At 43.2% G+C, this 18,958-nt stretch carries 20 protein-coding genes; 10 read left to right on the top strand and 10 right to left on the bottom strand.

Annotation, left to right across the window (positions count from 1 at the left end; genetic code table 11):
* The first annotated feature begins 193 nt into the window (after window positions 1-193).
* From V1502_RS17330 to V1502_RS17310, 5 genes are all read left to right on the top strand, one after another.
* The gene (locus V1502_RS17330; RefSeq protein WP_409251849.1) at window positions 194-1,411 is read left to right on the top strand and encodes an NAD(P)/FAD-dependent oxidoreductase; all 1,218 of its coding nucleotides are present in this window, start codon (window positions 194-196) and stop codon (window positions 1,409-1,411) included.
* 1,061 nt (window positions 1,412-2,472) lie between these two features.
* Window positions 2,473-2,955, top strand: coding sequence for an NUDIX hydrolase (locus tag V1502_RS17325; protein ID WP_409251848.1), 483 nt, complete (start codon window positions 2,473-2,475; stop codon window positions 2,953-2,955).
* A gap of 162 nt (window positions 2,956-3,117) precedes the next feature.
* Window positions 3,118-3,243, top strand: coding sequence for a YuiA family protein (locus tag V1502_RS17320; protein WP_409251847.1), 126 nt, complete (start codon window positions 3,118-3,120; stop codon window positions 3,241-3,243).
* Window positions 3,244-3,442: 199 nt separating this feature from the next.
* A complete protein-coding gene (locus V1502_RS17315; protein ID WP_409251846.1) occupies window positions 3,443-3,766 on the top strand; it encodes a YuiB family protein in 324 nt (107 codons plus the stop codon).
* Window positions 3,767-4,348: 582 nt separating this feature from the next.
* Window positions 4,349-5,056, top strand: a complete 708-nt coding sequence (locus tag V1502_RS17310; protein WP_409251845.1) for a 3D domain-containing protein — start codon at window positions 4,349-4,351, stop codon at window positions 5,054-5,056.
* Between the two features lie 204 nt (window positions 5,057-5,260).
* On the opposite strand, the gene V1502_RS17305 is transcribed toward V1502_RS17310, so the two are convergent.
* Both V1502_RS17305 and V1502_RS17300 read right to left on the bottom strand, forming a co-directional pair.
* On the bottom strand, window positions 5,261-6,058 hold the full coding sequence (locus tag V1502_RS17305) for a cobalamin-binding protein (RefSeq protein ID WP_409251844.1): 798 nt from the start codon (window positions 6,056-6,058) through the stop codon (window positions 5,261-5,263).
* A 21-nt stretch (window positions 6,059-6,079) separates the two neighbouring features.
* Window positions 6,080-6,553: a divergent PAP2 family protein gene (locus V1502_RS17300; RefSeq protein ID WP_409251843.1), complete on the bottom strand. Its 474-nt coding sequence runs from the start codon at window positions 6,551-6,553 to the stop codon at window positions 6,080-6,082.
* Between the two features lie 342 nt (window positions 6,554-6,895).
* On the opposite strand from V1502_RS17300, the gene V1502_RS17295 reads away from it, so the two are divergent.
* The 3 genes from V1502_RS17295 (at window position 6,896) to V1502_RS17285 (ending at window position 10,611) form a co-directional block, all read left to right on the top strand.
* A complete protein-coding gene (locus V1502_RS17295; protein WP_409251842.1) occupies window positions 6,896-8,401 on the top strand; it encodes a leucyl aminopeptidase in 1,506 nt (501 codons plus the stop codon).
* Window positions 8,402-8,920: 519 nt separating this feature from the next.
* A complete protein-coding gene (locus V1502_RS17290) occupies window positions 8,921-10,243 on the top strand; it encodes a Na+/H+ antiporter family protein (RefSeq protein ID WP_409251841.1) in 1,323 nt (440 codons plus the stop codon).
* 146 nt (window positions 10,244-10,389) lie between these two features.
* Window positions 10,390-10,611 (top strand): hypothetical protein, encoded by a 222-nt coding sequence (locus V1502_RS17285; protein WP_409251840.1) that lies wholly within the window; start codon window positions 10,390-10,392, stop codon window positions 10,609-10,611.
* A gap of 92 nt (window positions 10,612-10,703) precedes the next feature.
* Here the strand turns inward: V1502_RS17285 and V1502_RS17280 are convergent, their stop codons facing one another.
* Window positions 10,704-11,099, bottom strand: a complete 396-nt coding sequence (locus tag V1502_RS17280) for a hypothetical protein (protein WP_409251839.1) — start codon at window positions 11,097-11,099, stop codon at window positions 10,704-10,706.
* A 406-nt stretch (window positions 11,100-11,505) separates the two neighbouring features.
* Between V1502_RS17280 and V1502_RS17275 the strand changes: the two genes are divergently transcribed.
* Both V1502_RS17275 and V1502_RS17270 read left to right on the top strand, forming a co-directional pair.
* Window positions 11,506-11,889 (top strand): PaaI family thioesterase, encoded by a 384-nt coding sequence (locus V1502_RS17275; RefSeq protein ID WP_409251838.1) that lies wholly within the window; start codon window positions 11,506-11,508, stop codon window positions 11,887-11,889.
* A 121-nt stretch (window positions 11,890-12,010) separates the two neighbouring features.
* Window positions 12,011-12,379: a DUF2188 domain-containing protein gene (locus V1502_RS17270; protein ID WP_409251837.1), complete on the top strand. Its 369-nt coding sequence runs from the start codon at window positions 12,011-12,013 to the stop codon at window positions 12,377-12,379.
* 564 nt (window positions 12,380-12,943) lie between these two features.
* Here the strand turns inward: V1502_RS17270 and mnhG are convergent.
* The 7 genes from mnhG to V1502_RS17235 are packed head-to-tail and all read right to left on the bottom strand — an operon-like array spanning window position 12,944 to window position 18,684.
* Window positions 12,944-13,309, bottom strand: a complete 366-nt coding sequence (gene mnhG, locus V1502_RS17265; RefSeq protein WP_409251836.1) for a monovalent cation/H(+) antiporter subunit G — start codon at window positions 13,307-13,309, stop codon at window positions 12,944-12,946.
* Window positions 13,293-13,577: a Na(+)/H(+) antiporter subunit F1 gene (locus V1502_RS17260; RefSeq protein ID WP_409251835.1), complete on the bottom strand. Its 285-nt coding sequence runs from the start codon at window positions 13,575-13,577 to the stop codon at window positions 13,293-13,295. Before V1502_RS17260 ends, mnhG begins: the two co-directional genes overlap by 17 nt.
* The gene (locus V1502_RS17255) at window positions 13,577-14,053 is read right to left on the bottom strand and encodes a Na+/H+ antiporter subunit E (RefSeq protein WP_409251834.1); all 477 of its coding nucleotides are present in this window, start codon (window positions 14,051-14,053) and stop codon (window positions 13,577-13,579) included. Before V1502_RS17255 ends, V1502_RS17260 begins: the two co-directional genes overlap by 1 nt.
* 6 nt (window positions 14,054-14,059) lie before the next feature.
* Window positions 14,060-15,541, bottom strand: a complete 1,482-nt coding sequence (locus V1502_RS17250) for a Na+/H+ antiporter subunit D (RefSeq protein WP_409251833.1) — start codon at window positions 15,539-15,541, stop codon at window positions 14,060-14,062.
* A complete protein-coding gene (locus tag V1502_RS17245; RefSeq protein ID WP_006837998.1) occupies window positions 15,534-15,875 on the bottom strand; it encodes a Na(+)/H(+) antiporter subunit C in 342 nt (113 codons plus the stop codon). The genes V1502_RS17250 and V1502_RS17245 overlap by 8 nt, the downstream gene beginning before the upstream one ends.
* Complete coding sequence (locus tag V1502_RS17240; RefSeq protein ID WP_409251832.1) at window positions 15,875-16,297, bottom strand: Na(+)/H(+) antiporter subunit B; 423 nt, start codon at window positions 16,295-16,297, stop codon at window positions 15,875-15,877. Before V1502_RS17240 ends, V1502_RS17245 begins: the two co-directional genes overlap by 1 nt.
* Window positions 16,294-18,684, bottom strand: coding sequence for a Na+/H+ antiporter subunit A (locus tag V1502_RS17235; protein ID WP_409251831.1), 2,391 nt, complete (start codon window positions 18,682-18,684; stop codon window positions 16,294-16,296). The genes V1502_RS17240 and V1502_RS17235 overlap by 4 nt, the downstream gene beginning before the upstream one ends.
* Window positions 18,685-18,958 lie beyond the last annotated feature (274 nt).

Here is an 18,958-nt window from a genome sequence, read left to right as displayed (position 1 = left end):
TATGTAAGATAGGGCATATTGTTAAGATTTTATGACATTTTTCATCCTTTTTTGTTCTTCATCGTGAAATTTGTCACATACTTATTTATATTTCTTTATTTATTTTCATATTTCTTCAAATAAAAATCTTGCCTGCGGTGGATGCTAAACATAATTCATCGTAAATTCTAAGAAAAAGGTGGATGTGATTTCGTTGAGAAAGCCAAGAATAGTTGTATTAGGTGCTGGGTATGGCGGCCTGATGACAGTGACTCGCCTGCAAAAACAATTCAGTAAAGATCAAGCGGAAATCGTTCTTATCAACAAGAATGATTACCATTATGAAACAACATGGCTGCACGAGGCTTCCGCAGGAACGCTGCATCATGATAAAGTACGGTACGATATTAAAGATGTCATCGACGGCCACAAAGTGAACTTCATGCAAGCTACAGTGGAAGATATTAAAACAGATGCAAAGAAAGTGATCACTGACAATGGCGAAGTTGAATATGACTATCTTGTCATTGCACTTGGTGCGGTTTCAGAAACGTTCGGAATCAAAGGACTTCATGAACATGCCTTCATGATTGCCAACATCAATTCCGCCCGCCAGCTTCGTGAACATATCGAGTATCAATTCGCAACTTATAAAAACGAAGAAGATAAAAAAGACGAGCGTCTGACAATCGTAGTCGGCGGTGCCGGTTTTACAGGAATCGAGTTCCTTGGAGAGCTTGGTAACAGAATCCCTGAGCTTTGCAAAGAATACGATGTTGATTACAAGAAAGTCAGAATCGTATGTGTGGAAGCTGCACCAATGATCCTTCCTGGGTTTGATCCTGAGCTTGTTAAATATGCTCGCGCTAAACTGGAGAAAAAAGGCGTGGAATTCCGCATAGGTATGCCGCTTAAAGAAGCGACTGCAAACTCTGTCATCATCTCTAAAGGGGAAGACGAAGTGGAAGAAATCCAGGCAGGCACAATCGTTTGGGCTGCTGGTGTCCGCGGAAACCCTGTGATCGAAAAGTCAGGCATTGAGAATATGAGAGCCCGTGTAAAAGTAGAAAAAGACTTAAGAGCACCGGGCCACGACAACATCTTCATCATCGGGGACTGTTCATTGATGATCAACGAAGAGACAGACCGCCCGTATCCTCCGACAGCCCAGATTGCAATGCAGCAAGGTGAAACTTGTGCCCGCAATATCACGGCTTTGTTGAAAGGCAATGATGCACTGGAGCAGTTCACACCAGACATCAAAGGAACTGTATGTTCTTTAGGTGAAGACGATGCAATCGGTCTTGTGTTTGGCAAAAAACTCATGGGATCAAAAGCTTCATTCATGAAGAAAATGGTCGATAACCGCGCGCTTTACATGGTCGGCGGAGCAGGCCTGGTAATGAAAAAAGGTAAATTCAAGTTCTTTTAATAGATAAAAAAGCAGAGCGAATCACTCGTTCTGCTTTTTTTGTTTAGTTGACGTATTATTAAAAAAGTAAGCGTCTGGCTAATGGGTGATTAGAGAGAAAACACCGTAATAAAGAAAGAAAAGCCCTGGCTAGTAGGGTGATTAGAGGGGAAACACCGTAATAAAGAAAAGCCCTGGCTAGTAGGGTGATTAGAGAGAAAACACCGTAATATAGAAAGAAAAGTACTGGTTAATAGGTTGATTAAAGGGAAAACACCGTAATATAAAAAGAAATTAACTGGCTAATAGGGTGATTAGAGAGAAAACACCCTAATATAGAAAGAAAAGCCCTGGTTAGTAGGGTGATTAAAGAGAAAACACCGTAATATAAAAAGAAAGTCACTGGCTAATAGGGTGATTAGAGAGAAAACACCGTAATATAAAAAGAAAGTCACTGGCTAATAGGGTGATTAGAGAGAAAACACCGTAATATAAAAAGAAATTAACTGGCTAATAGGGTGATTAGAGAGAAAACACCCTAATATAGAAAGAAAAGCCCTGGTTAGTAGGGTGATTAAAGAGAAAACACCGTAATATAAAAAGAAAGTAACTGGCTAATAGGGTGATTAGAGAGAAAACACCGTAATATAGAAAGAAAAGTCCTGGTTAATAGGTTGATTAAAGAGAAAACACCGTAATATAAAAAGAAAGTCACTGGTTAATAGGTTGATTAGAGGGAAAACACCGTAATAAAGAAAGAAAAGCCCTGGTTAATAGGGTGATTAGAGAGAAAACACCGTAATATAAAAAGAAAGTCACTGGCTAATAGGGTGATTAGAGGGAAAACACCGTAATAAAGAAAGAAAAGCCTTGGTTAGTAGGGTGATTAGAGAGAAAACACTGTATTAGAGAAAGTCACTGGCTAATAAGGTGATCAGAGGAAACACACTATATTTAGTGAGCAACAGGATGATTAGTCCTTGTGATCAAAGATACTGACGGGCTAACAGGATACATAGCGTTTAAAAACAGTGTTATAGTGAGGAGAAAATCCCACTTACAAAGAGATCGGAGGAAACAGCGTGAAGCGGGGAAATGTGTGGCTTGCTGCTGCAGGTCTAATTGTGGATGAGAAGGGGCGCTGGCTGGTTGTAAAGAAGAAGTATGGCGGTCTTAAGGGAATGTGGTCTCTCCCTGCCGGCTTTGTTGATGAGGGGGAAACTCTGGAACAGGCGGCCCAGCGCGAGGTAAAAGAAGAAACCGGGTTGGACACGGATACCATGGGGATCATTGGGATCAGGTCCGGGGTGATTAAGGACAAGATCAGTGATAATATGGTTCTGTTTTTGATGAAACAGAAGGACCTGGCTCAAACAGCTGTCCCTTGTGAAGGTGAAATTGAGGAAGTAAAGTGGATGACCAAAGAAGAGCTTCAGGAAAATCAGAAAACATCGGTGATGATTCATGAGATGATTAAGTATGATTTCACCCTTCTTAAATCTGGATTGGATCCAATAGATCCAGGTGAGCAATTCGGATATACGAGTTATAATTTATTTTTTTAATTTTCTGAAATTTAAAGAAATAGCAAGATAACGGATGAAACAGATAAATGTATTCGCTTTCATGGCTGTACACGCGCTTTTTTGTCCCTTTTCTAAAAAATCAAAGGATGGTATATTATCAGAAATCAACAAAAACTTTTTAGAAAAGGGGAGATAAGGACGATGAGATCAACACTTGAAACAACAACAAAGAAATGTGCATATTGCTCAGGTAAAGGGTATTTCCAACTCGTTCTTGGCGGCTCTGAAACATGTCCTTGCTGCAGCGGCAGCGGTAAAAACAAATAATAATCAATAGCAATCATATTTATATTAGAGGACTGGCTGAGCTGGTCCTTTTTGTTTTGGATAGGCAGTAACCTCTCCGGCTTCACTTTATTCAAATATGTTGATTTTGTGAAGAACCTCCATTTCCCCCCAATGATTATTGACGGTGAATGAAACATTCAGTACACTAATCTTTAGTGTCAATGGAGGTGCTGCAGGAATGCAAATGGGAATTCCGGTTGTAATTATATCGATGTTATTATTTTTTGTTTTGTTTTTTGGTATTGGCTTTTTGCTGAACATGCTGCTGCGAATGACATGGATCATGGCAGTTATATATCCTCTTATCACCATCTTTATTGTGGATGATGTAAGGTTTATAGATTATTTTAGAAATTCTGGAGAGTCCTTCTCTGCCTTAGGCTCTAAGTTTGGTGCCCTGACAGCAGCTGACCTGCTGATCCTCTCCTGTGGACTGGCTGGTGCGATTGTATCCGGCATTACAATGAAGATACTTAGAAAAAAAGGATATCAGATGTTTTAGATCCAATTATATTTTTGACAACTCTTTGCTAATCGGCAAAGGGTTTTTTTGTTTTCAGGGCACACCTAGTTGAAGATTATTTAGTTATTAGGCTTTGTAAATTGCTGGCATTGATTTAGGGCTAAAAGATAAATGATATAGCTTCAAATGTACTATCGTATTCGATTGGAACGGAAGGCGTGCGACCTCCTGAGGGAATAGCGGGACGTCTAGTTCCAGCGCCAAGCCCCTCGGGGTCAAATAACCCTGAGAGAATAAAAAGAAAGGTCGCCTTATTTTCTCTCAGGAACATTTGCCTGTCGGGGCTGAACAAGGCGCTTCCACTTTTGATGACAGGTGCGACCTAGTTTACGTACCCACCGGAACGTAAACCAAGGTTACGTTCCCACTGGAACCTAACCCCACAGGCGCAGCCGATAAACATTATTCTTTAACTCATCCTATTATTAATCACAAACACTCCCTCCCTGCCAACACTGGCTTTACTATTCAGAAACTTAAAACTATTAGACTTTTTAACTAATTCCTGAATATATTTTTGTCTTTTGGGAAAGTAATAGGGATGGGAGGAGTGATTGTTACATGAAAAATTTTAAAAAATGGTCTAAGAGGTTCTTCATGGCCATCTTATTTACAGCAGCCTTGTTTGTCACATTCCAATCAATTTCCGGGATCAAGGCACAATCTTATTCCGGCTGGCTGTCAGATCAAATAGAAAATAAACAAGAAAAAGTATCGAAAGAGCATTCATATAAGAAGTTATCGTTGAAAGAAAAGTTTTTAAAAAGGGCAAAAAGCTTACGCACGCTGATTGCTGCGACTGAACCGGTAGTAGCGAAGCCTAAGTCATTGGAACATGCGATTGATTGGTCGCAATATCCGAAGTCAAATGTAACTGCTACTGGATATACTGCAGGAATTGAGTCCACTGGAAAACTTCCGAGTGATCCGGCTTATGGCATTACATATTCAGGAGTAAAAGTGAAGAGAGATTTATATTCAACGGTGGCAGCCGATCCTGATGTATTCCCGATTGGCACCATCCTGTTTATCCCCGGGTATGGGTACGGAGTGGTTGCCGATACAGGAAGTGCCATCAAGGGTCATAAACTGGACTTGTATTATGAAACAGTAGATGAGGTATACGAACACTGGGGTAAAAAAGAGCTGGAGGTATATATCGTCACTAAGGGAACAGGAAAACTGACGGAAGAGGAACTTACAGCTCTTAATGAAAATGAAAGCATGCAAGTATTCAGGCAGCAGTATATCCAGAAGATAGAAGAGTAATGAAAGAGGAAGGGCCAGGCAGTGGCTCTTCCTCTTTTTGTTAGGCTTTTATTTAATTGGTGCGGCTGGATCCAGGGGGTGGGAACTGGACGTCACCTTAATCCTGCAGGAAATCGTACACTACGCTCCCATCAGCCATTCGTAAAAAACATCGAGAAATGTTAGTGTGAACAGACATAATCTTTTAGCGAACAGCCTTCTGTTTTAAGTAGTTAGTTCAATAAGGTCATACTGATCAGGATGCAGGATTTTGCCAAGCTTCAATGCGCCTTGAAGCAATCTTGGGGAAGGCCTGCAGTACAGTTCTTCTTCAAGTATGAGGATGCGATTATTGATGACGGCCTCCAAATTGTTCCAGCCGGTTCTTTTTGTGACTACTTTGGGGTTCACTTTTTCACGCCTGACCCCGACCCATGCAAGGCAAATGTAATCAGGGTTTCTTTTATAAACATCTTCCCAGTCCGTCTGGATGCTGGCAAGGTCAACATCTCTATATACATTATTGGCCCCTGCAAGCCTGCTTAATTCTGTGAGCCAATTTATTTTTCCAGGAGTAAAAACGGGCTTTGGCCACCACTCCCAGTATAGCTCTGGAGAATAGCTTGCTTGCTTTGCCGCTTCTTTCAACCTATTGATGTTTGCCTTGAACTCTTTTTCCATTTCAATTGCTTTTTCCTCAACACCGCAGGCTTTTCCGACGGTCAGCAGGTCTTCTGCGATGTCTTCAAAGCTTTGCGGGTTGGTGACAATATAGGGAAGTTTTCTTTTTTTTAGCTCTTCAATATTTTTTTCCATGCCCGGCACGCTTAAAGAAGCAAGAATCAGATCCGGCTGAAGGGTTTCAACCTTATCCATATCAATGCTGAGGTCGGGACCAAGCTTTGGCAGGGAATGGACTTCTTCTGGATAGTCGGAAAAGTCATCAACCCCTACAAGGGAAGAGGTCAACCCCAGGTACTCAACGACTTCTGTATTGCTGGGACAAATGGAAATGATCCTCATGGTAGGTCCCCCTATTCATTACTAAAGAGTGTAGTAAATAACTAATGTCAACAGTATGCCGGAAAGGCCTCCGAAGAAGACTTCGATCGGTTTATGTCCGAGCAGCTCTTTCAATTCTTTTCGTTTTTCTTCTTCGGGTTTCTTCTGCCAGCCCTTCGCCTCTCCTACAAACCTTTGAAAGTCTCCGACCAATCTGTTCAGGACGATTGCCTGCTCACCAGCCTGGCGTCTGACCCCGGTCGCATCAAACATTGTGATAATGGCAAAAATGGCGGACACCGCAAAAATAGGAGAGTCAAGGCCGGTTTCAAGAGCAACTCCGGTTGATAACGCTGTAACAGCAGCTGAGTGTGAGCTTGGCATCCCTCCAGTAGATGTGAGCAATGACCAGTCGAGCTTTCTCGTGGCCATGAATTGAATAGGCACTTTGATGAACTGGGCGAAAAAGATTCCAAATAAAGACGCCCAAAGCGGGAAGTTTGTAAGTAGTTCCATTGCTGTCTCAAAACATCCTTTCTCATGATTATTTGTGGTAATAGTCCAGTTGCAGCGGCCAGCGCCCAGTGGATCTTCGTTCTCCTTTCCGATAAGTTAACATCAACTGTCTACGTTCGTTGTGTTTCCTATATCTCATGCAGAATCCCTTCCATCCATAAGGTTCTAAGCGGCCGCTTGCATTTTTTACTCATTTTCCCGTTCTGATATATAAAATGTATTCCCAATTATACCATAGAAAATCATGGTAATAGAAATCATTCACTTAATTGGTTTCTGTGGATTGCTCTCATTCGAAATATACCAAAAACTTTTATATAATTATCTTTGGAGGTGTTTTAAATGAAATTTACAGTTGAGAATACAGGCTTTTATAACAATGAACAAGAATGCTTGCTGGTGGGACTGTTTAATGCTCCTGAGTTTACAGGAGAGCTTGCAGAACTGGATGCGAAATTTGATGGGCAATTGACTGAATTAGTAAAGGCAGGAGATCTTTCTTCTAAGCTGAAAGCTGTTTCCAAAGTACATACTTTCGGTAAAATCCCTTCAAAGCGTCTTGTCTTCGTAGGACTTGGAAAAGCGAAGGACCTTTCATTCGACGATTTAAGAGAAGCCATTGGTGCGGCTTCTAAAGGAATCCAGGAAATGAAAATCTCTTCTTTCGCCGTAGCGTTGGACACGCTCGCTACCGATCAGCTTGATGCCTCTGATGCGGCGCATGCTGTCAGTGAAGCATTCACGATGGCGACATACCGATTCCCTGGCTATAAACATAAAGGCAATGTCCCGGAGACCTTCATCAACAGTCTGACTGCCTATTCAAAGGAAGACAGTGCTGAAATTGAAGCGGCCCTTCAGGTCGGTTATGCACATGGCAGAGGAGTGAATTCTGCCCGCGCATTGGTTAATGCACCGGGTAATATCCTGACATCTTCAAAACTTGCGGACTATGCCGCTGAAATCGGAAAAAAATATGAATTTGAAGTTGAAATTCTAGATAAAGAAGAGATGGAGAAGCTGGGTATGGGTGCCCTGCTGGCGGTCAACCAAGGATCTGTCGAGCCGCCGAAGATGATTGTCCTTAAATACCAGGGCAGAGATGAATGGAACGATGTCATCGGTCTTGTCGGTAAAGGAATAACCTTCGATACCGGCGGATACTCCCTGAAACCGAAAGACGGCATTGTCGGGATGAAAACGGATATGGGCGGAGCTGCTGCCGTTCTTGGGGCGATGGAAATCATCGGTGAATTGAAACCAGAACAGAACGTGGTTGCCGTCATTCCTTCCACAGACAACATGGTTAGTGGAAACGCCTTTAAGCCTGATGATGTCATCACGGCGATGAGCGGGAAGACCATTGAAGTGCTGAACACCGATGCAGAAGGAAGGCTTGCCCTTGCTGACGGCATGACATATGCCAAGCATCATGGAGCAAACTATTTAATCGATGTCGCCACATTGACAGGCGGTGTGATAATCGCATTGGGCAACGATAAGACAGGTGCGATGACCAATGATGAAGCTTTCTTCGAGCAAGTTCTTGAAGCCTCCTCAGAAGCGGGAGAGTTCATTTGGAGACTGCCTTATACCGAGAACGATAAGAAAAGGGTCAGAAGCAGCAAAATTGCTGACTTGAACAATTCTCCAGGAAGAGAAGGACACGCCATCATGGGTGGTGCCTTCGTAGGAGAGTTTGCTGAAGGAACTCCATGGGTTCACCTTGATATTGCCGGAACTGCTACATCCAAAACAGATTATGATCTTGGACCTGCAGGAGCCACGGGCGCTATGGCGCGTACACTTGCCCTTCTTGTTGAACGCTTTGAGCCGACAGAAAAATAATTATTATGAGAAGCTTGCCTCTTGGGGCAGGCTTTTTTTATTTAGTTGGAACTGAGGAGAGAGGTTGTTAATAGAAAGCTTAAGAAATTGTTTATAGAATCCCGTGACTTGTTTATGGACCAAGAAAGTTGTTAATAGAGCCCTCGAACTTGTTAATAGACCAAAGAAAGTTGTTTATAGCAAACAGGTCGTTGGTAGATGTTTGAGGTTTAGATACTCAATTTGATCACTTTGAGCGTTAAAGTCATTAGAACTCACCAGGCGACCAACCTGCCAAAAGGATTTTAGCGCCGACTGTTTACTGAATCAAAAATATTGTGGCTAAATCCCTATGGTATCCCTTTTAAAGCACACTTAAATCTGAGGAAAAAATTAGAATTCAATATTATAGTATTTTAGCAGACTAAAGCATTGACAGCAGCAAAACCATCTGATAGATTAATAAAGGTATTTTAACTCTCTACCGATTTAGCGTACTAAAGCGAAGTCGATATACGTATTTGAAAGGGGAATTTCATCATGAATGCAGTCATCATAGCTGTCCTGGTCATGCTTATTCTCAGCTTGTTCCGTGTGAATGTCGTATTTGCATTGATTGCCGGAGCACTGGCGGGCGGACTGACAGGCGGCTTAGGAATAAATGAAACGGTTAGTGTATTTACAGAAGGTTTAGGCGGAGGAGCAAATATTGCTATCAGTTATGCTCTGCTTGGAGGATTTGCAGTCGCGATTTCCTATACGGGGATTCCAAATCTGCTTGTGGATTTTGTGATCCGGTTGGTAGGAAGGGAAAGGGATTCAAGGAGAAAAGCCCTGTCTAAAGCCCTTATTGTTTTTTCTATCTTATTAATGGCTTGTTTCTCTCAGAATCTGATTCCAATCCATATTGCTTTTATTCCTATCCTGGTGCCGCCATTATTGAAAGTGATGGTGGAGCTTGAAATCGATCGGAGACTGATCGCCTCGGTGCTGACATTTGGCCTTACAGCTCCTTACATTTTACTGCCGTACGGGTTTGGTTTCATGTTCCATGAAATCATTGCACAGAACATGGAATCCAGCGGACTTGCCGTTTCTATGGCGGATATTCCAAAAGCTATGCTTCTTCCGACAGCAGGCCTGGTCGTTGGTTTGTTGATTGCTGTCTTCTTCAGTTATCGAAAACCACGACAGTATAAGAAAGTTACGGAACAAAAAGCAGAAACAGAAACAGAAACCATTTATTCAAAGAAAGCGATACTTTTTGCAGTCATTTCAATCATTGCAGCACTTTATGTACAGCTCGCACTTGGTTCCATGATCTTTGGTGCATTAGCCGGTTTAGCCATCCTGTATCTTTCAGGCTCGGTCAAATGGACAGATGCAGACGGAGTACTGACTGAAGGTATGAAAATGATGGCTTTCATTGGATTTGTAATGATTGCCGCCAACGGTTTTGCAGCAGTAGTTAAGGCAACAGGTCATGTAGACACGCTGGTGGAAGCCACTTCTAATATAATCGGTGGAAACCAGTCTCTTGCAGCCTTGCTGATGTTGCTTGTCGGGCTTCTTGTCACCATGGGTATCGGTTCATCATTTGCAACGATTCCCATTATTGCGGCTATTTTCGTTCCACTTGCACTAGAGCTTGGATTCAGTCCGCTCGCGACAGTCGCTATCGTAGGTACAGCAGGAGCTCTTGGAGATGCGGGTTCACCAGCTTCCGACTCGACTCTTGGACCGACAGCCGGTCTGAATGCAGACGGCCAGCACAACCACATTTGGGATACATGTGTGCCGACATTCCTGCACTTCAACATCCCACTGATCATTTTTGGCTGGATTGCAGCGATAATTTTATAATAGAATGGGCGCTTCCCCTTGGGAGTGCCCATTTTTAATGATAGCTGCCTGGATTAACGCAACTTATTAGGAGTATGCCCAGGCCGTTGAACTCTTGTTTGCATACATAGATAATAAGCCTTAAATATAGAAGGAGGTATGCAGACATGAATGATCCGCGATTTCTCTTCAGAAATCCGCAATATGGAAGCAGATTCGGCTTTGGTTTCGGCCTTCCTTTTCTGGGAGGTCTGCTCGGCGGTGTAATCGGAGGGGCGCTGGTGAGACCACCTTACTATTACAGACCACCGTTTTATGGATATGGATACGGTTACGGCTACGGATATCCTTACCCTTACCCTGGATACAAACCTTACCCGTATTATTAAAAAACACGCGCTGTACTTTAGGCAAAAATAAAAATGCTGTTGAAGTCAAATTCAACAGCATTTTTTATTGAATTCGAGCAGAGTCAGGCACATTACTTCCATCTAAGTATGATGGTTAAATGACAGCAATCGATATTAGCCGTCTTATTATTAAACATGAGGGTGAACCCATCCGGATTAAATTTAATTCCGGGTGTACTGCTGACGCCGGTGTCTTTTATCAAGGAGTTTAGTTCTTCCATGTGTGATTTCTGAGCGGCCTCCATCAATTTTGCTGCAAAATCCCTTGATTGAGAAACCTGATTCATAATCAATTGGGCATCATCCAATAGTGGTTTTGTTTTATCTGCAGACTCCATGAACTGTTTTGGTTGTACCGGAGGGTAATCATATGGGTGCCGATGTACTGCATAATAAGGGTTGATTGGCGGCCATCTCGGTGTTTGCGGACGCTGTATCGGTGTATAGAAGGGATGATACCTATGCATATTTTGACCCCTTTCTTTTGGACATAAGCCTGAGAAATTGGATTTCCTTATCGTTTCCTGTTCATAAAAAACTATATGCGCCATGGTTTTCTCATATTCATGAAGTGATAACACGAATTGTCATCATAACACTTACCTTATAAAAACGCTGTGTTCGTATAGAATGTTGCTATCGGAAAAATCCAAAGGGCCGGATTTCTCCCTCGGGTACAAGGGCTTATCTAACTGAACAGGGTGAATTGCTCATTTCTTTATTGTTCACCAGGATAATTCCTGTGAAATATGGCAAATTCTCTTGAACTTCATAGTGACAAGGTACAAAATTTTAGAAAAGAGCCTAGAAAAAAGGATTTTGGGGTCCCGGTCGAGAAAGGTAGCTTATGAATCAATTGAAGAGGTGATCCTATTGAATAATGAAAATACGCTGATCAGCGCATTGGGAATGGAATTCATTGAACGTGGAAAGGGCAAAGTGGTGGCTACGATGCCTGTTGATGAAAGGACGAGACAGCCGTTTGGATACTTACATGGAGGAGCTTCCGTCGCTCTTGCAGAGACCGTCGCGAGTGTCGGGGCAGTGGAACTGATTGATTTGGAAAAAGAAATCTGCTTCGGGCTTGAAATCAATGCCAACCACATCAAAGCTAAAAAAGACGGTATCGTGACAGCGACCGCAACAGTCATTCATCAGGGGAAAAGCACGATGGTATGGGATATCCGCATTACCGATGAAGAACACAGCTTGATCTGTGTTTCCCGCTGTACCATGGCCGTGGTGCCTAAAAAGTAATACTCTCGTACCTTAAAGCGGTGTAGGGATTGTCCCTATGCCGTTTTTATGTTTTAAAGGTATGTTTACCTTTCTTTCGAGAGGGAATTTTATTAGAAAGTATGTGAAGGGAGAGGATTGTATGCCTTGGTCAAAGAGCGATTATCCTGCTTCGTGGAAAAACCTATCCTCTGATGTTCGCAGCAAAGCGATTGAAATTGGCAATGCTCTGCTTCGCGAAGGATACGAAGAAGGAAGAGCGATTGCTATAGCGACAGACCGCGCGGAGAAATATGTAGACGGCGATTCTGAGAACAAGCCGGAATTTCACGTGCAGTCCAATGGTGACGGGTGGGAACTCACCAAGGAAGACAGCGATAAAGCAATATATACGGAAGATACAAAAAAGGATTTACTCGATAAAGCCAAACCTTATGTGAATGACCATGATGGGATTCTTGTCGTCCATAATGGAGACGGGGAAGTTTCTGACAGGTTATACGATAATTAATCTGAAAAGAGGACTGCAGCACCGGCGTGTATGGTGCTGGGCAGTCCTTTTTCTGTTTGTCTTTCAAGAGCTGGAGGATTATGCCTAGAAAAGGCTTCTAACCAAGCTCTAGAGACACTTTTAAGGTCAGGTAAGCTGGAAAGTTGCCTCTAGCCGGCCTCTAGAGACACTTTGAGGAGTAAATCAATCGAGAAACTGCCTCTAGAAGTTTTCTAGAGACACTTTATGGGGCAACTCAACAAAGAAATTGCCTCTAGCCGGTCTCTAGAGACACTTTTAAGGTCATACCATCCGAGAAATGGCCTCTAAAAAGGCTTAGAGATTTATTTTAGCCGAATCAGCTGGAAAAATGACTCAAGTCAGTTTCGTTGTCACCTCCACACCGGGAAACATTGACGTACCTCTCTCAAAGTGTCTTGTCTGTTTCACAAGACAAAAAAAGACTGCAGGACCGGATAAATCTCCGGCATCTGCAGTCTTTTTGTTTGTTCAGTTAAAGGCTCAGCGGCTAGTGGCATGCAGGGACCCAACAATCCGTACATCGTTGAACGGCCGCCTCCGCTTTTATGAGTTCATGTTCTTTTTTTCGTACTTCTGCTTCCCTTTTAAATCATCACGAACACTTTTTTCCCAAAGGGGTACACCACTGTTATAGGCAGCCCTTGAAATCAAATGCCCTGCAACCGGAGCCGTGATGAAGATAAAGATGATTCCGAGAATCAGTCTTGAGTTGAAATGTCCTTCTTCCAAAAAGAAAAATAGGAAGGTGGCGAGTAAAATGCACATCACTCCAAGTGTGGCACTTTTGGAAGCTGCATGGTTGCGTGTATAGACATCCGGAAGGCGGATCAGGCCGAAAGCTGTGACAAGGGTAAGGAATGAGCCGACGATAAGGAAAAATCCAATAAGGAATCTAATGATTTCGGTCATGCTCGATAATCTCCCCTTTCTCTAAGAATTTCGAGAAGGCCACTGTCCCGATAAAGGCGAGAATCCCGATCAGCAAAATGACTTCCAGGAATGATTTTGAATGCAGCACCATTGATACCAGGGCGATAATGGCAATCAAGTTGACCCCGAGCGCATCCAAGGCTACGACTCTGTCTGGGGTTGTCGGGCCGACGATCACCCGGTAAATAAGTCCAACCATTGATATGGAAACGGCAAGCAGTGAAATTTGAATGATGATATCAAGCATCAGCGGCTCACCTCCATAATGGCTTTTTCAAACGTATTTTTGATATCACTTACGGCCTCATCGACATCAGGGATATCAATGGTGTGGATATATAGGATTTTATTATCATAAGAAATATCCACAACCAGTGTACCCGGCGTCAATGTAATCAAGTTGGCCAACAAGGTAATCTCCCAATCCGTTTTGAGCTCTGTTGGCAGCTCGAAAATTCCCGGTTTGATATCCAGCTTGGGTTTTAATATCGTTTTTAAGACGGATATATTTGACAGAATCAGTTCTTTCAAGAATAAGAGCAGTAAGCTGAACACTGCAATCACACGCCCAAGATAAAAGCGGGAGGTAAAGAACCTTCTGAATGCAAACGTAATAATCAATCCGAGAATGTATCCAATGATAAAGGATGTTGAAGTAAAGGATACTTGTAAAAACATCCAAAGAAAAGCGAGAAAGAAATTCAATAAAATTTGAAAGGCCATTCTACATTACTCCTTTAGTACTGCTTGTATATAGATTGCCGGATCTGCCAGTGTCTCTGCCGCCTGAGAGATGAGCGGCCGGACAGCTTCGGCACCTACTCCATAACTCACTGCAAGGATGACGAGGAAGGCCGCGGAGCCCCATAAATAAAAGGCGTTCTGCTTGTTTCTTCCGTCATATTCCTTGGGCACTCCCCATATTCCGTTCAAGAAAATCTTGATGACCGAATACAGCACAAACAGACTGGAGAGAAGAATAAAGCCTCCGCCTATATAAGCTTCTGCTGCAAAGCTTCCTCTTACTAACAGGACTTTACCGATAAAACCGCTGAAAGGCGGAATCCCGGCAAGCGTCAGAGTGGCAATCAGGAATGTCCAGCCAAGCCATGGGTAATCTTTTATCAGGCCGCCCATCTTGCGCAGGTTGCTGGTGCCGGTAATGGCAATCATGACGCCTACAAGCAGGAACAATGCGGCTTTGATGATCATGTCATGAATCAAGTAATAGACCGAACCTTCAAGAGACTCAGGCGACATGACGGAAACGCCGAATAGAATGACACCAACTGCAATGATGATATTGTAAATGAGGATCTTTTTGACATCCCAGTATGCGATGGCGCCGATACATCCCACAATGATGGTGATGACTGCGAGCCAGGCAAGAATGGTATGTGTATACCCTGTATCATGATAAAAGAACAGAGTATAGGTCCTCATGATCGAGTAGACCCCGACTTTCGTCAATAATGCACCGAATAATGCCAGAACGGGTGTAGGTGGTGCATAGTAGGACCCTGGAAGCCAGAAGTACAATGGAAAAATGGCTCCCTTAAGCCCATAGACGACAAGGAACATAACGGCAATGACCGTCAGGATTCCCGGCTGGTTGACTTCCGCTATTTTTACAGAAATATCGGCCATGTTGAGAGTGCCTAACACAGAGTATAGATAGGCAACCATTACAACGAATAATGCCGACGAAATAATATTTACAAGAATATATTTGATTGATTCTCTAAGCTGAACCTTTGTCCCTCCAAGGACGAGAAGCACATAGGATGACATCAGCATCACTTCAAAAAATACAAACAGGTTGAATATATCACCTGTCGTGAAAGCCCCATTTACCCCAACCAGCAGGAACTGGACGACAGGGTAATAGTAGAATCTTTCTCTGTCTCTGCCGATTGAACGGAAAGAATAGAGAAGGACAAAAAAGGTGATGATGCTTGTTGTTGTTACAAGAAGGGCAGACAGCATATCGGAAACCATCGTGATTCCGAATGGGGCCTTCCAGCTTCCAAGGTCGACCGTCTGTATTCCTTCTTTATGAACAACAGTCACCAAAACGATGGAGGCTGCAACCGTTCCTGCTGTTGCTATGGCCCCTATCCATTTTTGTATAGTGATGTTCTTGCCAAAAAACATTAGTATAATCGCTGCAAATAAAGGGATTAAAATTGGTAATATCGGTAAATTAATCATTTCCTTCGTTTCCTCTCATTTGATCCACATTATCAGTCCCAAGTTCCTGATAGGCACGATAGGCCAATACAAGGAAAAAAGAGGTGACGCCGAAACTGATAACGATTGCCGTCAATATTAAAGCCTGCGGCAAGGGATCGGCATATTCGGCTGCGTGCTCACCTAAAAGAGGTGGTGCACCTGCTTTCAGACCGCTGATGGAAAGGAGCAACAGATGAGCTCCGTGACTAAGCAGTGCTGTCCCGATGATAATGCGCAGTAAACTTTTAGAAAGCATCAAATAAACAGCACTCGTAAATAAGATGCCAATGACTACGGCCATTAAAATTTCCATTATTCGCTCACTCCAATCGTCTGAATAATGGTCATCGTTATTCCGATAACAACTAGATAAACACCAGTATCAAAAATCACGGCAGTATGCAGTGACGTTTTCCCGAGCAGTGGGAGGTAGAAGTAGTCATAAGCATGGGTCAGGAATGGGACATCAAATAATAATGCCCCTGCCCCTGTACCGACTGCAAGCAGCAAACCTATCGCTGTCAGCAGTTTATAATCTATAGGGAGGATGGTGCTGACGGTTTTGATGTCATAGGCAAGGAGCAGCAGTACAAGCGCGCCTGATGTCATCAATCCGCCTATGAATCCTCCGCCGGGGGTGTAATGCCCCGCAAAGAAAAGCTGAATTGAGAACAAAATAATGATGAAACTCACTACTGTAGTAACCGTTTGGAGGATTACATCGTTGGTTTTCATTCTTCTCTCCCCCTTGTCATCCTCAACTTGATCATCGCAAAGATGCCTAATGCAGCGATAGCGAGAACGCAGATTTCAAATAACGTATCAAATCCGCGGAAGTCAACGAGGATTACGTTAACCATATTCTTTCCTGCAGCTTCTTCATAAACATTTTCAATATAGTACTCCGAGATCGAACTTGACAGCTTAGAGCTGTATGAAGCAATGGTGATCAGTGTCACAACCAACCCGACCCCGATTGCGATCAGTGCATTACCGAGCTTGAAGCTCATTCTTTCTTCATGCCTGCTTAAAGGAGGCAGATGATAGAAGCACAGCAAGAAAAGCGCGACAGAAACGGTTTCTATAACGAGCTGTGTCAACGCCAAGTCCGGTGCACGGAAAAGGACGAAGAATAATGCAACAGAATATCCAACAGCCCCTAATGCAATGATAGAGGTCAGACGGGACTTCGCGAATAGTATGGCTACGGCACTGACGACCATAACGAGAGCGATCAGGACTTCATAAATCCCGATGGATGCAAGGTCTGATGTGTCAATGGTAAATGCGTCTTTCATAATCATCGTAATAATCAGGATTCCGATCATGAAAGTGAATATATACACAAGGTAGCTTCTGATGAAGCCGGTCATATACGACCTGGTCAGTTTAAATGCCCCGCGCTCCCCTTTCACCAATCCATTGTCATAAAACGAATTCAAAGTCAGCTTTTCCGGTATCGTATTGTAGATGCCTCTCCATTTCGGAAGCAGTGTGTACAATAGGACACCAAACAGGATGACACCCATTGTCATGAATAATTCAGGCGTGAATCCATGCCAGAAATAAATATGTGAATCTTCTACTCCAATTTGTGTGATGGCTGTTACAGCCGGTTCAATCATCGTAGCAGTCAGGATATTCGGGAAGAAGCCGAACACAATAACAAGCGATGCCAGAATCACAGGTGAAATCAGCATGCCCAGCGGAGCCTCATGCGGCGTCTTGTCCAGTTTTTCAGGCTGATGCTTGCCAGTGAACGGCTTGAACACCACAATCATGCTGTAAATGAACGTGAACACACTGCCGACCCAGGCCAACACAGGGAATAAGAAGCCCCAAGTTTCAAGGTTGAATATATCCATTTCAAGAACTTGAACCATCCCAGTAAAGAACATTTCCTTACTTAGGAATCCGTTGAACGGAGGAAGACCTGCCATTGAGAATGCTCCAATGACCGCGACCGTAAACGTAATCGGCATGAAGTTCATCAGACCGCCGAGCTTACGGATATCCCTTGACCCTGTTTCATGGTCAATAATCCCTACCACCATGAACAGACTTCCTTTGAAGGTCGCATGGTTGATCAAGTGAAAAACCGCTGCCATTGTTGCTACACCATAAATGTTTTCATCCAGATGTTCGTAATGAAGAGCAGCAGCCCCGATCCCCAAAAGGGACATGATCAGTCCGAGCTGACTGACAGTCGAATACGCCAGGACGGCTTTTAAATCCGTATGTTTTACAGCATTGAAGGATCCCCAGAAAAGCGTAAAAATCCCGAAACTTGCGACGAGCCACAGCCATACACCGGATTCAGCAAAAACAGGGCTCATCCGGGCAACCAGATAAATACCAGCTTTAACCATCGTTGCAGAGTGCAAATAAGCACTCACGGGTGTCGGCGCTTCCATAGCATCCGGCAGCCAGATGTGGAATGGAAATTGGGCTGACTTCGTAAAGGCACCCAGAAGGACTAAAATCAAGGCCCCAAGGAACAGTGGTTCAGTAATAAGGACGTCTGACATAGCGGCCAGCTCGCGTATACTGAAGGTCCCGGACATCAAGTACAGAAGCAGAAATCCTCCAAGCATGGACAGCCCGCCAAAGACAGTGATGAGCATGGATTTTTGCGCGCCGTAACGGGAACGGTCGCGATGGTACCAATATCCGATTAGCAGAAAAGAAGAGATGGAAGTGAATTCCCAGAACATATACAGGACAATCAGGTTATCAGAAAGAACGACACCGAGCATCGCTCCCATAAATAAAAGCAAATAAACGTAAAAGTTGTGCAGTTGTTCTTTTTCTTTCGATAAATAATAAATCGAATAGAGAACAACGAGTGATCCGATTCCGGTAATCAGCAGTGCAAACAGCAGACTCAAGCCGTCAACATAAGCGGTGAAATTGATACCGAAAGACGGCATCCATTCAACTGTTTCCTTAATCGTTTTTCCTTCTGCCGTTATTTTGAGAAATTGAAAAAAGTAAAGAAAAAGCACTGCGGGAAGAATGAGGACAAACCAACCGGTATGTATTGAACGCAGTTTTTTATACAAAAGCGGGACAAGGATAGCCGCTAAAAATGGTGAAATAATGGCCCAATGTAATAATGTCACCGAAAAACCCCCTTATAAAATTTCATTTATAAAACTCTTTATCAATTCCTTCTATGTATAAATCCATTCTGCTCTTGAGTTCCGGATCCCTAAAGAAAACCTCAAGAGAAATTATAACGTAAAAAAATGACGCTTGCATTTCTAAAAGTCTCCAGAACCGGCGAGGTCCCAAAGTGATATTAAATATGAAAGAACACGGCATAACAGGAATGAAAATTTTTTTGTGTTTAGTCTTTGCAAGTAGTTATTTTTTTGGTTTCATGGTTAATCTCAA

It is taken from the genome of Rossellomorea sedimentorum, assembly GCF_046237645.1.
Classification (GTDB): domain Bacteria; phylum Bacillota; class Bacilli; order Bacillales; family Bacillaceae_B; genus Rossellomorea; species Rossellomorea sedimentorum.
The sequence above is the reverse complement of the archived record's forward strand: the minus strand, read 5'-3'. Positions and strand labels throughout refer to the sequence as shown.

What these genes read in the sequence shown, in the direction of transcription:
- V1502_RS17250 (WP_409251833.1), bottom strand. Translation starts at nt 15,541, where the DNA reads ATGATTAATTTACCGATATTACCAATTTTAATCCCTTTATTTGCAGCG.
- V1502_RS17295 (WP_409251842.1), top strand. Translation starts at nt 6,896, where the DNA reads ATGAAATTTACAGTTGAGAATACAGGCTTTTATAACAATGAACAAGAA.
- V1502_RS17320 (WP_409251847.1), top strand. Translation starts at nt 3,118, where the DNA reads ATGAGATCAACACTTGAAACAACAACAAAGAAATGTGCATATTGCTCA.
- V1502_RS17290 (WP_409251841.1), top strand. Translation starts at nt 8,921, where the DNA reads ATGAATGCAGTCATCATAGCTGTCCTGGTCATGCTTATTCTCAGCTTG.
- mnhG (WP_409251836.1), bottom strand. Translation starts at nt 13,309, where the DNA reads ATGACCGAAATCATTAGATTCCTTATTGGATTTTTCCTTATCGTCGGC.
- V1502_RS17285 (WP_409251840.1), top strand. Translation starts at nt 10,390, where the DNA reads ATGAATGATCCGCGATTTCTCTTCAGAAATCCGCAATATGGAAGCAGA.
- V1502_RS17270 (WP_409251837.1), top strand. Translation starts at nt 12,011, where the DNA reads ATGCCTTGGTCAAAGAGCGATTATCCTGCTTCGTGGAAAAACCTATCC.
- V1502_RS17280 (WP_409251839.1), bottom strand. Translation starts at nt 11,099, where the DNA reads ATGCATAGGTATCATCCCTTCTATACACCGATACAGCGTCCGCAAACA.
- V1502_RS17255 (WP_409251834.1), bottom strand. Translation starts at nt 14,053, where the DNA reads ATGGCCTTTCAAATTTTATTGAATTTCTTTCTCGCTTTTCTTTGGATG.
- V1502_RS17300 (WP_409251843.1), bottom strand. Translation starts at nt 6,553, where the DNA reads ATGGAACTACTTACAAACTTCCCGCTTTGGGCGTCTTTATTTGGAATC.
- V1502_RS17240 (WP_409251832.1), bottom strand. Translation starts at nt 16,297, where the DNA reads ATGAAAACCAACGATGTAATCCTCCAAACGGTTACTACAGTAGTGAGT.
- V1502_RS17260 (WP_409251835.1), bottom strand. Translation starts at nt 13,577, where the DNA reads ATGCTTGATATCATCATTCAAATTTCACTGCTTGCCGTTTCCATATCA.
- V1502_RS17315 (WP_409251846.1), top strand. Translation starts at nt 3,443, where the DNA reads ATGCAAATGGGAATTCCGGTTGTAATTATATCGATGTTATTATTTTTT.
- V1502_RS17245 (WP_006837998.1), bottom strand. Translation starts at nt 15,875, where the DNA reads ATGGAAATTTTAATGGCCGTAGTCATTGGCATCTTATTTACGAGTGCT.
- V1502_RS17305 (WP_409251844.1), bottom strand. Translation starts at nt 6,058, where the DNA reads ATGAGGATCATTTCCATTTGTCCCAGCAATACAGAAGTCGTTGAGTAC.
- V1502_RS17310 (WP_409251845.1), top strand. Translation starts at nt 4,349, where the DNA reads ATGAAAAATTTTAAAAAATGGTCTAAGAGGTTCTTCATGGCCATCTTA.